Raw genomic sequence first — 14,324 nt, forward strand, 5'->3', positions numbered from 1 at the left:
ATCTTGGGTTCTAGGAGTCGTTGCAACACCCCAGTTCAGGGGATGCGATGAACTTCGAGATCCGCAAGATCCGGACGGCCCAGGGACCTGTGAAGCTGAGCCGGGAGCGAGAGGCATACTCCCGGCTCATGCAGCAGGGACACAGCAACGCCGAGGCATGCCGGATCGTCGGCATCGATGCACGGACCGGCCGGAAGTGGCTCAACGGCCGCAGCGCCGACCGGCGGCAGAAGGCGGCACCACCGATGCGCATGGTGGCGCCGCCTTCCCGTGCTTCCCGGTATCTGCGTGAGGACGAGCGGATCCATATCGCGGACCGGCTGCGGGAGAAGGCCACGGTGCGGGCGATCGCCGCCGAGCTGGGCCGCAGTCCGTCCACGGTCAGCCGGGAGATCCGCCGCAACCGGACCGAGGGGACCCGCGGCCGCTGGCACTACCGGCCGCACGCGGCCCAGGCCCGCGCCGATTCCCGCCGGCCCCGCCCCAAACCCCGCAAGATCCTCCGCAACCGCGAGCTGCGGGACGCCGTCCAGGCGATGCTGGACGAGAAGTGGAGCCCGGAACAGATATGCCAGGCTCTGCGGCAGAAGTTCCCCGACCGGCCGGAGATGCACGTGGTCCACGAGACCGTCTACCAGGCGCTCTACGTCCAGGGCCGGGGACAGTTGCGGCGTGAGCTCGCCGGCGCCCTGCGCTCCGGGCGGGCCCGCCGCAGGCCCCAGCGGCAGGCCAACAGCCGCCAGCCCCGCTTCACCACCCCGATGGTCATGATCAGCGATCGTCCGGCCGAGGCGGATGACCGGGCCGTGCCCGGCCACTGGGAGGGCGACCTGATCATCGGCAAGGACGGCAAGTCCGCGATCGGCACCCTCGTGGAGCGCGCGACCCGCTACGTGATGCTCCTGCACCTGCCGAACGACCACGGAGCCGACGCCGTCCTGGGCGCCCTGGCGGCCACCGCCCAGACCCTGCCCTCCCATCTCGCGCGGTCCCTGACCTGGGACCAGGGCAGCGAGATGGCCCGCCACCACGAGTTCACGCTCGTCACCGACATCCCGGTCTACTTCTGCGACCCCGCCAGCCCCTGGCAGCGAGGCTCGAACGAGAACACCAACGGCCTGCTGCGGCAGTACTTCCCCAAGGGCACCGACCTGTCCGTCCACACCCCCGAACACCTCGTCGCCGTCGCAGACCAGCTCAACCGGCGCCCACGCAAAACGCTCGGCTGGGAAACCCCAGCCGAGCGCCTGCATAAACTGCTCGCGGCCTAGACAACCAACCACGTGTTGCAACGACCGCTAGAAACCGCCGATCCGGGTGGCGGCCCTTTCGCGTCGGGTCAGGCCCCGAGCAGCTTGCGTACCCGCTCCGCACCCACCGCGAGCAGCAGGGTGGGGAGGCGGGGGCCGGTCTCGCGGCTGACGAGGAGCTTGTAGAGCAGGGCGAAGAACGCGCGCTGCGCGAGCTTCAGCTCCGGTGTCGGCTTGGCCTCGGGGTCGAGGCCCGCCATGATCTTCGGGACGCCGTAGACGAGGGTGGTGAGCCCGTCGAGCGACCAGTGGGTGTCGAGGCCCTCCAGGAGCAGGCGGAGCGACTCGCGGCCCTCGTCGTCGAGGGAGCCGAGGAGCTCGGTGTCGGGCTCGGCGCGGACGATGGTGCGCTGGTCGGCGGGGACCTGGTTGGTGATCCAGTTCTCGGCGCGGTCGAGGCGGGGCCGGACCTCGTCGAGGGCGGTCACCGGGTTCTCGGGGTCGAGTTCGGTGAGGATCCGCAGGGTCTGCTCGTCGTGGCCGGCGGTGATGTCCATGACCGAGGCGAGCGTGCGGTACGGGAGCGGGCGCGGGGTGCGCGGCAGCTCGCCGGCGGCGGTGCGGGCGGCGCGGGAGTGGGCGGCGGCGTCGGCCGGCAGGACGGTGCCGTCGGCGACCTTGGCCTCCAGCTTGTCCCACTCGTCGTAGAGCCGCTGGATCTCCTGGTCGAAGGCGATCTTGAAGGACTGGTTCGGCCTGCGGCGGGCGTACAGCCAGCGCAGCAGCGGGGCTTCCATGATCTTCAGCGCGTCGGCGGCGGTGGGCACGCCGCCGCGCGAGGAGGACATCTTGGCCATGCCGCTGATGCCGACGAAGGCGTACATGGGGCCGATGGGCTGGACGCCGTCGAAGATCTCGCGGACGATCTGGCCGCCGACGACGAAGGAGGAGCCGGGCGAGGAGTGGTCGACGCCGGAGGGCTCGAAGATGACGCCCTCGTAGGCCCAGCGCATGGGCCAGTCGACCTTCCAGACCAGCTTGCCGCGGTTGAACTCGCTGAGCTTGACGGTCTCGGCGAAGCCGCAGTTCGTGCAGGTGTAGGCGAGCTCGGTGGTCTCGTCGTCGTACGAGGTGACGGCCGTCAGGTCCTTCTCGCACTGCCCGCAGTAGGGCTTGTACGGGAAGTAGCCGGAGGTGCCGCCGGAGCCGTCGTCCTCGCCGGCGGCGCCGGAGCCCTCCTCGGCTTCGAGCTCGGCCTCGTCGACGGGCTTCTGCGACTGCTTCTTCGGCGCCTTCTTCGTCCGGTACTGGTCGAGGATGGCGTCGATGTCGCCGCGGTGCTTCATCGCGTGCAGGATCTGCTCGCGGTAGGCGCCGGCGGTGTACTGCTCGGTCTGGCTGATCGGGTCGTACTCGACGCCCAGCTCGGCGAGCGACTCGACCATGGCGGCCTTGAAGTGCTCGGCCCAGTTGGGGTGGGGCGAGCCGGCGGGGGCCGGGACGGAGGTCAGCGGCTTGCCGATGTGCTCGGCCCAGGACGCGTCGATGCCCTCGATGCCGTTCGGCACCTTGCGGTAGCGGTCGTAGTCGTCCCAGGAGATGAGGTGCCTGACCTCGTACCCCCGGCGGCGGATCTCGTCGGCGACCAGGTGCGGGGTCATGACCTCGCGGAGGTTGCCGAGGTGGATCGGGCCGGACGGGGAGAGGCCGGAGGCGACGACGACCGGTTTGCCAGGCGCACGTCGCTCCGACTCGGCGATGACCTCGTCCGCGAAACGGGAGACCCAGTCGGTCTCGGTGCTGCTCTGAGCCACGGTCGGTACGTCCTTCTTCCTGAGAGGTTCTGCCTGACAGCCCTGCGACAACCATTCTCCCAGACGGAACGACACTCTCCGAGGTTGTCCACAGGCGGGGAAATCACGTTGCGCTCCCATGGGACACTTGACAAGCGAATTAGACCTGACGAACTCAACAGGAACGGAAGCTCATGGCCTCGGTCCCTTCCCTCGCTTCTACCGTGCAGCAGCGCCTCGCGGACGGCCTCTCGGCAGCTCTGCCGGACGCCGCGTCCGCCGACCCGCTGCTGCGACGAAGCGACCGGGCCGACTTCCAGGCCAACGGCATCCTGGCGCTGGCCAAGCAGCTCAAGGGCAATCCGCGTGAGCTGGCGACGAAGGTCGTCGAGGCGATCCCGGCCAACGACGTCCTGAAGGAGATCGAGGTCTCGGGCCCCGGCTTCCTGAACATCACGGTGACGGACGCGGCGATCATCGACACCCTCGCGGCCCGTGCGGCGGACGCGCGTCTCGGCGTGCCGTTCAACGAGTCGGCGGGCACGACGGTCATCGACTACGCGCAGCCGAACGTGGCGAAGGAGATGCACGTCGGTCACCTGCGGTCCGCGGTGATCGGCGCGGCGATGGTCGAGATCCTGGAGTTCACCGGTGAGACGGTGGTCCGGCGGCACCACATCGGCGACTGGGGCACCCAGTTCGGCATGCTGATCCAGTTCCTGATCGAGCACCCGCACGAGCTGGACCACAAGGCCGAGGACGGCGGCGAGGTCTCCGGCGAGGAGGCCATGTCGAACCTGAACCGTCTCTACAAGGCCTCGCGTGCGCTGTTCGACTCCGACGAGGAGTTCAAGACGCGGGCGCGTGCCCGGGTCGTGGACCTCCAGGCCGGCGACGAGGAGACCCTGGCCCTGTGGCAGCGGTTCGTCGACGAGTCGAAGATCTACTTCTACTCCGTCTTCGACAAGCTGGACATGGACATCCGGGACGGCGACGTCGTCGGCGAGTCCGGGTACAACGACATGCTGGTGGAGACCTGCCGGATCCTGGAGGAGTCGGGCGTCGCCGTCCGCTCCGAGGGTGCGCTGTGCGTGTTCTTCGACGACGTGAAGGGCCCGGACGGCAACCCGACGCCGCTGATCGTCCAGAAGTCCGACGGCGGCTTCGGCTACGCGGCGACGGACCTGTCCGCGATCCGTGACCGGGTGCAGAACCTGAAGGCGACGTCCCTGCTGTACGTGGTGGACGCCCGTCAGTCGCTGCACTTCAAGATGGTCTTCGAGACGGCCCGCCGGGCGGGCTGGCTGAACGACGAGGTGAAGGCCGTCCAGCTGGCCTTCGGCACGGTCCTGGGCAAGGACGGCAAGCCGTTCAAGACCCGTGAGGGCGAGACGGTCCGGCTGGTGGATCTGCTGGACGAGGCGGTGGACCGGGCGACGACGGTCGTCCGCGAGAAGGCCGAGAAGGTGGGCCTGACCGAGGCCGAGATCGTCGAGAACGGCCAGTACGTCGGCATCGGCGCGGTGAAGTACGCCGACCTTTCGACGTCCGCGGCGCGCGACTACAAGTTCGACCTGGACCAGATGGTGTCGCTGAACGGCGACACGTCCGTGTACCTCCAGTACGCGTACGCGCGCATCAGGTCGATCTTCGGCAAGGCGGGGGACCGCACGCCCGTCGCCCACCCGGAGCTGGAGCTGGCCCCGGCGGAGCGCGCCCTCGGCCTCCACCTGGACTCCTTCGGCGAGCTGATCCAGGAGACGGCGGCCGAGTACGCCCCGCACAAGCTGGCGGCGTACCTGTACCAGCTGGCCTCGCTGTACACGACGTTCTACGACCAGTGCCCGGTCATCAAGCCGGCACCGGCGCAGGAGGTCGCGGAGAACCGGCTCTTCCTGTGCGAGCTGACCGCCCGCACGCTGCACCAGGGCATGGCTCTGCTCGGCATCCGGACGCCCGAGCGCCTCTGAGCCCCGAAGCTTCGGAGCCCCCGGTACGGATCGTCGTGCCGGGGGCTCCGTCGTGTCAGCGGATGGCGTGCGAGGTCCGGCCGGACACCTCGTCGATCTCCTTGTGGGCCTTCTGCAGCAGCTGCGAGGCGAGGTCCATCAGGGCACGCGCACCGGCGATCTCCTCGCCCACGCGCAGCTGGTCCGGGTCGGAGGGGTGCCGGTTCGCGTTGCCGTGTGCCCGGAACTCGGTGCCGTCGGTGAGCCGGACCATGGCCGCGGCCCGCGTCCGGTCACCCTCCTCCTGGAACTCCATCTCCACATGCCATCCGACAAGCGTGTTCATCATGAGGACCACCTCCACCGAGGACCTGTCGGCTACCTCTCCAGGGTGCGCCGTACGGTGCGCCCCCACCACTCGCCCCGGGCCGTCGTCCGTGGCGCCCCGTACCTTCCCGCCCGGTGTGGAGCTTCCGGTGTGGAGCCTCCGGTGGGACTAGCGTCCCGCGGACAGGTTCTGGGCGACCTCGGTGGCCCAGTAGGTGAGGATCATGTGGGCGCCCGCGCGGCGGATGCCGGTGAGGGTCTCCAGGATCGCCTTGTCGCGGTCGATCCAGCCCTTCTCGGCGGCGGCCTCGACCATCGAGTACTCGCCGCTGATCTGGTAGGCGGCGACGGGCACGTCGACCGATTCGGCGACCTTGGCGAGCACGTCCAGGTAGGGCCCGGCGGGCTTCACCATCACCATGTCGGCGCCCTCCTCCAGGTCGAGCGCGAGCTCGCGCAGGGACTCGCGGAGGTTGGCGGGATCCTGCTGGTAGGTCTTGCGGTCGCCCTTGAGGGAGGAGCCGACGGCCTCGCGGAAGGGGCCGTAGAAGGCGGAGGAGTACTTCGCGGTGTACGCGAGGATCGACACGTCCTCCTTGCCGATGGTGTCCAGGGCGTCCCGGACGACCCCGACCTGCCCGTCCATCATCCCGGAGGGGCCGACGACGTGGACGCCGGCGTCGGCCTGGACCTGGGCCATCTCGGCGTAACGTTCCAGCGTGGCGTCGTTGTCGACGCGGCCGTCGGCGTCCAGGACGCCGCAGTGGCCGTGGTCGGTGAACTCGTCGAGGCACAGGTCAGACATGATGACGAGGTCGTCGCCGACCTCGGCCTTCACGTCCCGGATGGCGACCTGCAGGATCCCGTCCGGGTCGGTCCCGGCGGTCCCGGCGGCGTCCTTCTTGGCGTCCTCGGGCACGCCGAAGAGCATGATCCCGGAGACCCCGGCCTCCAGCGCCTCCACGGCGGCCTTCCGCAGCGTGTCCCGCGTGTGCTGGACGACGCCGGGCATGGCCTGGATCGGCACGGGCTCGGTGATCCCCTCGCGCACGAACGCAGGCAGGATCAGGTCGGCGGGATGCAGCCGCGTCTCGGCCACCATCCGGCGCATGGCAGGCGTCGTCCGCAGCCGCCGCGGGCGGGCCCCGGGAAAGGATCCGTACGAGTTCATGAATCCGAGGCTACGCCCGCCCACCCCATGCCCTTACAGACACCTTGTGGGCATACGGCCCACGCGCCCCCACCGATCCGAAACGCGCGGCCCACTTGCCCTCTCCGATCCGAAACGCGCGGGGCGCGGGCCCGTCGGAGACGGACCCGCGCCCCGCGCGGCAGGATCGAAACCGCTACGTCGTGCGACGCCTCCGCGCCCCCGGCCGCCGCTCCGACGGCCGAGTCACCGGATCCCCCGCCTCCAGCGCCGACTCCCGGCGCCGCAGGCCGAAGTCCGCCAGTGCCTCGGCGAGCTTGTGGACGGAGGGTTCGGGCGAGAGGACGTCGACCCGCAGCCCGTGCTCCTCGGCGGTCTTCGCCGTGGCGGGCCCGATGCAGGCGATCACGGTCACGTTGTGCGGCTTGCCGGCGATGCCGACGAGGTTCCGCACGGTGGAGGACGACGTGAAGAGAACCGCGTCGAACCCGCCGCCCTTGATCGCCTCGCGGGTGTCCGCCGGCGGCGGCGAGGCCCGTACGGTCCGGTAGGCGGTGACGTCGTCGACCTCCCACCCGAGCTCGATGAGCCCCGCGACGAGCGTCTCGGTCGCGATGTCGGCGCGCGGCAGGAAGACGCGGTCGATCGGGTCGAAGACCGGGTCGTAGGGCGGCCAGTCCTCGAGGAGGCCGGCCGCGGACTGCTCGCCCGAGGGCACGAGGTCCGGCTTCACACCGAAGTCGACCAGCGCCGCGGCGGTCTGCTCGCCCACCGCCGCGACCTTGATCCCGGCGAAGGCGCGGGCGTCGAGCCCGTACTCCTCGAACTTCTCCCGTACGGCCTTGACCGCGTTCACCGACGTGAAGGCGATCCACTCGTACCGTCCGGTGACGAGCCCCTTGACCGCCCGCTCCATCTGCTGGGGGGTCCGCGGCGGCTCGACGGCGATGGTCGGCACCTCGTGCGGCACCGCGCCGTACGAGCGCAGCTGGTCGGAGAGCGACGCGGCCTGCTCCTTGGTGCGCGGCACGAGGACCCGCCACCCGAAGAGCGGCTTCGACTCGAACCACGACAGCTGGTCCCGCTGCGCCGGGGCGCTGCGCTCGCCGACCACGGCTATGACCGGCCGGTGTCCCTCGGGGGAGGGGAGGACCTTGCCCTGCTTGAAGACCTGGGCGATGGTGCCGAGCGTCGCGTTCCAGGTGCGCTGGCGCGTGGTCGTACCGGCGATGGTCACGGTGAGCGGGGTGTCCGGCTTACGGCCAGCCGCCACCAGCTCACCGGCCGCCGCGGCGACCGAGTCCAGGGACGTGGAGACGACGACGGTGCCGTCGGACGCGCCGACCTCGGACCAGCACCGCTCGTCGGCGGTGCGGGCGTCGACGAAGCGCACGTCGGTGCCCTGGGCGTCGCGCAGGGGCACACCGGCGTACGCGGGCACGCCGACGGCGGTGGCGACGCCGGGGACGACCTCGAAGGGGATGCCCTCGGCGGCGCAGGCGAGCATCTCGGCTCCCGCGTTCCCGTCGAGTCCGGGGTCGCCCGTCACCGCACGGACGACCCGCCTGCCGCCCCTCGCGGCCTCCATGACAAGATTGGCGGCATCCCTCAACACGGGGACTCCGGCGGTTGTTGACGCCTCGTCAACAACCGTCAGCTCAGGCGTGCTCACCCCCGCGCGCGCATGGCCGCGAACGACCTCGAGCACCTCCGGCTCGGCGATCAGGACGTCCGCTCCCGAGAGGGCCTCGACGGCCCTGAGGGTCAGCAGTCCGGGGTCGCCCGGACCTGCGCCGAGGAACGTGACGTGCCCGTGGCCGGTGAAGGCCGGGGACACAGGACTTGTGGTCGGGCGGGTGGGGTTCAAAGTGCTCGCTCCCCCATAAGACCAGCCGCACCCTTGGCGAGCATCTCGTCCGCGAGTTCGCGTCCGAGCGCCATCGCCTCGTCGTGCGAGGTGGGTACGGGACCGGTGGTGGACAGCTGCACCAGCGTCGAGCCGTCGGTGGTGCCGACGACGCCGCGCAGGCGCATTTCGGTGACAACCTGCCCGTGACCGGGGTCGTCGGCCAGCAGGTCGGCCAGCGCACCCACAGGTGCGGAGCAGCCGGCCTCCAGGGCGGCGAGCAGGGATCGCTCGGCCGTCACGGCGGCCCGCGTGTGCGGGTCGTCGAGCGGCGCGAGCGCGGCGACGAGTTCGGTGTTCGACGCCAGGCATTCGACGGCCAGGGCGCCCTGGCCGGGGGCGGGCAGGACGGTGTCGACGGCCAGCGGCTCGGCGGACAGGCCGCCGAGGAGCTCGTCGGTCCCGCCGATGCGGTTGAGTCCGGCCGCGGCCAGGACGACCGCGTCCAGCTCGCCCTTGCGGACGTAGCCGACGCGGGTGTCGACGTTGCCGCGGATGGGGACGCACGTGATGTCCAGGCCGTGGTTGCGTGCGTACGCGTGGAGCTGCGCCATCCGCCGCGGGGAGCCGGTGCCGACCCGGGCGCCCCGGGGCAGCCGGTCCAGCGTCAGGCCCTCGCGGGCGATCAGTACGTCGCGCGGGTCCTCGCGGCGCGGGATCGCGGCCAGCACCAGGTCGGGGTGCTGTGTGGTCGGCAGGTCCTTCAGGGAGTGCACGGCGAAGTCCACCTCGCCGGCGATCAGCGCGTCGCGGAGCGCGGCGACGAAGACGCCGGTGCCGCCGATCTGCGCCAGGTGCTCCCGGGAGGTGTCCCCGTACGTCGTGATCTCCACGAGCTCGACGGGCCGGCCGGTCAGCTGCCGGACGGCGTCGGCCACGTGCCCGGACTGGGCCATGGCGAGCTTGCTGCGCCTGGTCCCGAGCCTCAGTGCCCTCTCGGTCATACTCGCCCTCGGTTCTTGACGTCGGCGTCATTCAGGTCGGCCCGGCTGACAGAAGCCACCGTCTCCGGGTCGAGGTCGAAGAGTGTCCGCAGCGCGTCCGCGTACCCGGCGCCGCCGGGCTCGCTGGCCAGCTGCTTGACCCGCACGGTCGGCGCGTGCAGGAGCTTGTCGACCACGCGTCGCACGGTCTGGGTGATCTCGGCGCGCTGCTTGTCGTCGAGGTCGGGGAGGCGGCCTTCGAGCCGGGCGACCTCGCCGGCGACCACTTCGGCGGCCATCGTGCGCAGGGCGACGACGGTCGGGGTGATGTGGGCGGCGCGCTGGGCGGCGCCGAAGGCGGCGACCTCGTCGGAGACGATGCCCCGGACCTGGTCGACGTCGGCGGCCATGGGGGCGTCGGCGGAGGCCTCGGCGAGCGACTCGATGTCGACGAGCCGGACACCGGGGATGCGGTGGGCGGCGGCGTCGATGTCGCGGGGCATGGCGAGGTCGAGGAGGAAGAGCGGGGCGCGGCGTCCCCGTGCGGCGTCCTCGACGGCCTCGCCGGTGAGGACGAGTCCGGTGGCGCCGGTGCAGGAGACGACGACGTCGGCACGTGTCAGTTCGTCGCCGACGGCAACCATCTCGACCGCGCGTGCGGCCACTCCCGTGCCGCCGGGCTCCCCCAGGATCTGGGCGAGCCGCTCGGCGCGGGCCAGGGTGCGGTTGGCGATGACGATCTCGGAGACGCCGGAGCGCGCGAGCGTGGCGGCGGCGAGCGAGGACATGGAGCCGGCGCCGATGACGAGGGCGCGCTTGCCCTTGGCCCAGGTCTCGACATCCGTGTCCTGGGCGAGCTGCTCCAGGCCGAAGGTGACGAGCGACTGCCCGGCCCGGTCGATCCCGGTCTCGCTGTGGGCACGCTTGCCGACCCTCAGGGCCTGCTGGAACAGGTCGTTGAGGAGCCGGCCGGCGGTGTGGAGGTCCTGGCCGAGGGCGAGGGTGTCCTTGATCTGGCCGAGGATCTGGCCCTCGCCGACGACCATGGAGTCGAGGCCGCAGGCCACCGAGAAGAGGTGGTGGACGGCCCGGTCCTCGTAGTGCACATAGAGATAAGGAGTGAGCTCGTCCAGGCCGACGCCGCTGTGCTGCGCGAGGAGCGTGGACAGCTCGGCGACCCCGGCGTGGAACTTGTCCACGTCGGCGTAGAGCTCGATGCGGTTGCAGGTGGCGAGGACGGTGGCCTCGGCGGCCGGTTCGGCGGCGAGGGTGTCCTGGAGGAGCTTGGCCTGGGTGTCCGCCGACAGCGAGGCCCGCTCCAGGATGGAGACCGGGGCGCTGCGGTGGCTCAGCCCGACGACGAGGAGGCTCATGCCGGCATCACCGCGGGGACGTCCCCGTCGGGTCCCTTGCGGCCGGTGCCGCCCGTGGCGCCACGCGGGGCCGGGGGTGCGACGGCGGAGGTGTCGGCGCCCGCGTCGGGGCCTTCCTCGGCGCTCGCGTCCTCGCCGGCCTTGCGCTGCTCGTGGAAGGCGAGGATCTGCAGCTCGATGGAGAGGTCGACCTTGCGCACGTCCACGCCGTCGGGCACGGAGAGCACCGTCGGGGCGAAGTTCAGGATGGAGGTGACTCCGGCGGCCACGAGCCGGTCGCAGACCTGCTGGGCGACGCCGGCGGGGGTCGCGATGACGCCGATGGAGACGCCGTCCTCGCTGATGATCTTCTCGAGGTCGTCGCTGTGCTGGACGGGGATCCCGGCGACCGGCTTGCCGGTCATGGCGGGATCGGCGTCGATGAGCGCGGCGACGCGGAAGCCGCGGGAGGCGAAGCCGCCGTAGCCCGCGAGGGCGGCGCCGAGGTTTCCGATGCCGACGATGACGACGGGCCAGTCCTGGGTGAGCCCCAGCTCACGGGAGATCTGGTAGACGAGGTACTCGACGTCGTAGCCGACACCACGGGTGCCGTACGAGCCGAGGTAGCTGAAGTCCTTGCGCAGCTTCGCGGAGTTGACCCCCGCCGCGGCCGCGAGCTCCTCGGAGGAGACCGTGGGTACGGAGCGCTCCGAGAGCGCGGTGAGTGCGCGCAGATACAGCGGAAGCCGGGCGACGGTGGCCTCGGGAATTCCTCGGCTACGGGTCGCCGGTCGGTGAGTTCGGCCAGTTGCCACGGTGCTCCTGCGGGATGAGCGGGGCTGCAGGCGGCCGTATGTCACAAGACCGCCCCGTCGAATGCAGGCTATGTCTTTGTGAACGCGTGCACAAAGATGGTGTCCGTTTTGTCTGCCCAAAGTGACCGGGGTCACGCGGCCGGTTCGTATCGTCCCGGAACCGCGGAGAGCGTCAGCGCGTTGAGAACCCGAAGGGGGCAAAGCCGCACACTCTCCTCACGACGCCGCCCCCGAAACCCAACAAAACGTCCATGATGGTAACCGCCTTTCGGTCAGGCACCCAGTTCGCGCCGGAGCCGGCCGGCGTCGACGCGCCAGAAGGTGTGCTGTTCACCGTCGATCAGGACCACGGGAATCTGTTCCCAGTACGCCCGGTGGAGCTCCTCGTCCCGGGTGATGTCCTTCTCCTCCCAGGATGCTCCGGTCTCCGCGCACACGGCTGCGACCACCGCGCGCGCGTCGTCGCAGAGATGGCATCCCGGCTTGCCGATCAGCGTCACCGTGCGCGACGCGGCGTCCCTCTTCTTCGTACGTCCGAACATGGCGTCCATTCTGGCGCCAGGTAACAGTGGAGCACCCCACTGTTCACACCACGGCATCCTCACAAGTCGGGAAGTACCGAACAGACTGGCTATGCTCAACGACATGGCCGCTCTGGGATGGCTCACCCCCCGTAGGCGCTCCGCAACCGCGCGCAGCGTCCTGGCAGGCGAGGCCGCCGCCGAGGCGGCGCGCAAGTCCTCGCTCCAGCTGGAACAGGAGCGCGAGGAGACCGCCGCCGCCGAGACCGAGGCCGCCGAGCCCGAGTTCCCGGTTGTGGGCGACGTCCGGGCGGCGGCCTTCTTCGACCTCGACAACACCGTGATGCAGGGCGCCGCGATCTTCCACTTCGGCCGCGGCCTGTACAAGCGGAAGTTCTTCCAGCGCCGTGAACTCGCGCGCTTCGCCTGGCAGCAGGCCTGGTTCCGGCTCGCCGGAGTCGAGGACCCCGAGCACATGCAGGACGCGCGCGACAGCGCCCTGTCCATCGTGAAGGGCCACCGGGTCTCCGAGCTGATGTCGATCGGCGAGGAGATCTACGACGAGTACATGGCCGACCGCATCTGGCCCGGGACCCGCGGCCTCGCCCAGGCGCACCTGGATGCCGGCCAGAAGGTCTGGCTGGTCACGGCCGCCCCGGTCGAGACGGCCACGATCATCGCCCGCCGCCTCGGCCTGACCGGCGCGCTGGGCACGGTCGCCGAGTCGGTGGACGGCGTCTACACGGGCAAGCTGGTCGGCGAGCCCCTGCACGGACCGGCCAAGGCCGAGGCGGTACGGGCCCTCGCCGCCGCCGAGGGCCTGGACCTGGGCCGCTGTGCCGCGTACAGCGACTCGCACAACGACATCCCGATGCTGTCGCTGGTGGGACACCCGTACGCGATCAACCCGGACGCCAAGCTCCGCAGGCACGCGAAGGACCGGGACTGGCGGCTGCGCGACTACCGGACCGGCCGCAAGGCCGCCAAGGTCGGCATCCCCGCCGCCGCGGGTCTGGGCGCGCTGGCCGGCGGCACCGCCGCCGCGGTCGCCCTGCACCGCCGCCGCCACTGACGCGCCGCCCGGAGGTCACGCACTCCGGCTCGCCGCCGTCCTGCCGATACGTTTCGGCTGCGATCATCTGCGACAACCCCGGACCAGGCGCGCTCACCCGTCCGTGGTCGAACAGCACCGCACAGGTCGACTACCAGGCATTCCGGGCTCCTTACCCCGCAGCGGCCCCGATCACTCACCGGTCCCGCACTTGAGCACAACGCATCGCCCGCGCAGTCACACTCGAAAGCAAAGCGATCAACAACCGGTCACGAACTGTGCCTTGATGCGACTACAAGCAGTAACAGATACGACGGAACCGGTGATTTGAGCAACTGGGTGTAGCGCTGCCTGTACGAAGCGTTATTCTCCTCAGACGCACAAAGGACCCCTCACGTCGCCACGACGGGTGAACGGTCCCGCACTGCACGTGATGGAAGCTCTGCCTCTGGGAGTCCCGTGTACCCACACGTCGGGGTTGACACCTCGGGCCTGGCTACGCTGCGCGCAACGGTCCTCGACCACTTGCGCGGCTTCGTCCCCACCGCGTACGCCGGCCCTGTCCCCGCCTTCGCCTTCGCCGCACCGGCACCCGCCGGCCCTTGCTACGCCCTGGCCGACGGCGGCGCCGCCGTGAGCAGACGGGGCGCCCGCTCCGGCTCCGGAACCTCGACGACCGCCCGCCGCCCCACCGCCGACAGCGACAGCGCCCGCATGATGGACCTCGTCGAGCGCGCCCAGGCGGGCGAGGCCGAGGCCTTCGGGCGCCTGTACGACCAGTACAGCGACACCGTCTACCGCTACATCTACTACCGCGTCGGCGGGAAGGCGACGGCGGAGGACCTCACCAGCGAGACGTTCCTGCGCGCCCTGCGCCGGATCTCCACCTTCACCTGGCAGGGCCGCGACTTCGGCGCCTGGCTGGTCACCATCGCGCGGAACCTGGTCGCGGACCACTTCAAGTCCAGCCGCTTCCGGCTCGAAGTCACCACCGGCGAGATGCTCGACGCCAACGAGGTCGAGCGCAGCCCCGAGGACTCCGTCCTGGAGTCCCTCTCCAACGCCGCACTCCTCGACGCGGTCCGCCGCCTCAACCCCCAGCAGCAGGAGTGCGTGACCCTGCGTTTCCTGCAGGGCCTCTCGGTCGCCGAGACCGCCCGGGTCATGGGCAAGAACGAGGGGGCGATCAAGACCCTCCAGTACCGGGCCGTCCGCACCCTCGCCCGCCTCCTTCCGGACGACGCCCGCTGACCGCTCCGCGCCCCCCACACGCGCTCCCCTGCCCCG

Annotated in this window: 12 protein-coding genes; 4 read left to right on the forward strand and 8 right to left on the reverse strand. The window is 70.8% G+C overall.

Annotation, left to right across the window (positions count from 1 at the left end; genetic code table 11):
- Positions 1-47 precede the first annotated feature (47 nt).
- Positions 48-1,271: an IS30 family transposase gene (locus ACN9MM_RS17240; protein ID WP_426363000.1), complete on the forward strand. Its 1,224-nt coding sequence runs from the start codon at positions 48-50 to the stop codon at positions 1,269-1,271.
- 68 nt (positions 1,272-1,339) lie between these two features.
- Here ACN9MM_RS17240 and lysS read toward each other — a convergent pair whose 3' ends face one another.
- Positions 1,340-3,064 carry a lysine--tRNA ligase gene (gene lysS / locus ACN9MM_RS17245; protein ID WP_426364457.1) on the reverse strand — a complete coding sequence of 575 codons (1,725 nt, stop codon included), beginning with the start codon at positions 3,062-3,064 and terminating at the stop codon, positions 1,340-1,342.
- A 173-nt stretch (positions 3,065-3,237) separates the two neighbouring features.
- Here lysS and argS point away from each other — a divergent pair, with 173 nt between their 5' ends.
- The gene (gene argS, locus ACN9MM_RS17250; protein ID WP_426364458.1) at positions 3,238-5,013 is read left to right on the forward strand and encodes an arginine--tRNA ligase; all 1,776 of its coding nucleotides are present in this window, start codon (positions 3,238-3,240) and stop codon (positions 5,011-5,013) included.
- Positions 5,014-5,068: 55 nt separating this feature from the next.
- Here the strand turns inward: argS and ACN9MM_RS17255 are convergent, their stop codons facing one another.
- From ACN9MM_RS17255 to ACN9MM_RS17285, 7 genes are all read right to left on the reverse strand, one after another.
- The gene (locus ACN9MM_RS17255; protein ID WP_426368764.1) at positions 5,069-5,338 is read right to left on the reverse strand and encodes a DUF1876 domain-containing protein; all 270 of its coding nucleotides are present in this window, start codon (positions 5,336-5,338) and stop codon (positions 5,069-5,071) included.
- Positions 5,339-5,488: 150 nt separating this feature from the next.
- Positions 5,489-6,490: a porphobilinogen synthase gene (gene hemB, locus ACN9MM_RS17260; protein ID WP_426364459.1), complete on the reverse strand. Its 1,002-nt coding sequence runs from the start codon at positions 6,488-6,490 to the stop codon at positions 5,489-5,491.
- 175 nt (positions 6,491-6,665) lie between these two features.
- Positions 6,666-8,336 carry a uroporphyrinogen-III synthase gene (locus tag ACN9MM_RS17265; RefSeq protein ID WP_426364460.1) on the reverse strand — a complete coding sequence of 557 codons (1,671 nt, stop codon included), beginning with the start codon at positions 8,334-8,336 and terminating at the stop codon, positions 6,666-6,668.
- Complete coding sequence (gene hemC, locus ACN9MM_RS17270; RefSeq protein ID WP_426364461.1) at positions 8,333-9,319, reverse strand: hydroxymethylbilane synthase; 987 nt, start codon at positions 9,317-9,319, stop codon at positions 8,333-8,335. Before hemC ends, ACN9MM_RS17265 begins: the two co-directional genes overlap by 4 nt.
- A complete protein-coding gene (locus tag ACN9MM_RS17275) occupies positions 9,316-10,671 on the reverse strand; it encodes a glutamyl-tRNA reductase (protein WP_426364462.1) in 1,356 nt (451 codons plus the stop codon). The genes hemC and ACN9MM_RS17275 overlap by 4 nt, the downstream gene beginning before the upstream one ends.
- On the reverse strand, positions 10,668-11,465 hold the full coding sequence (locus tag ACN9MM_RS17280; protein WP_426364463.1) for a redox-sensing transcriptional repressor Rex: 798 nt from the start codon (positions 11,463-11,465) through the stop codon (positions 10,668-10,670). Before ACN9MM_RS17280 ends, ACN9MM_RS17275 begins: the two co-directional genes overlap by 4 nt.
- 272 nt (positions 11,466-11,737) lie before the next feature.
- A complete protein-coding gene (locus tag ACN9MM_RS17285) occupies positions 11,738-12,016 on the reverse strand; it encodes a glutaredoxin family protein (RefSeq protein ID WP_426364464.1) in 279 nt (92 codons plus the stop codon).
- A 94-nt stretch (positions 12,017-12,110) separates the two neighbouring features.
- Between ACN9MM_RS17285 and ACN9MM_RS17290 the strand changes: the two genes are divergently transcribed.
- Entirely contained in the window at positions 12,111-13,058 is a 948-nt protein-coding gene (locus ACN9MM_RS17290; RefSeq protein ID WP_426364465.1) for an HAD family hydrolase, read from the forward strand.
- 438 nt (positions 13,059-13,496) lie between these two features.
- Entirely contained in the window at positions 13,497-14,288 is a 792-nt protein-coding gene (locus tag ACN9MM_RS17295; RefSeq protein WP_351188926.1) for an ECF subfamily RNA polymerase sigma factor, BldN family, read from the forward strand.
- The last annotated feature ends 36 nt before the right edge of the window (positions 14,289-14,324 follow it).

It is taken from the genome of Streptomyces sp. E-08 (assembly GCF_049913095.1).
GTDB lineage: Bacteria > Actinomycetota > Actinomycetes > Streptomycetales > Streptomycetaceae > Streptomyces.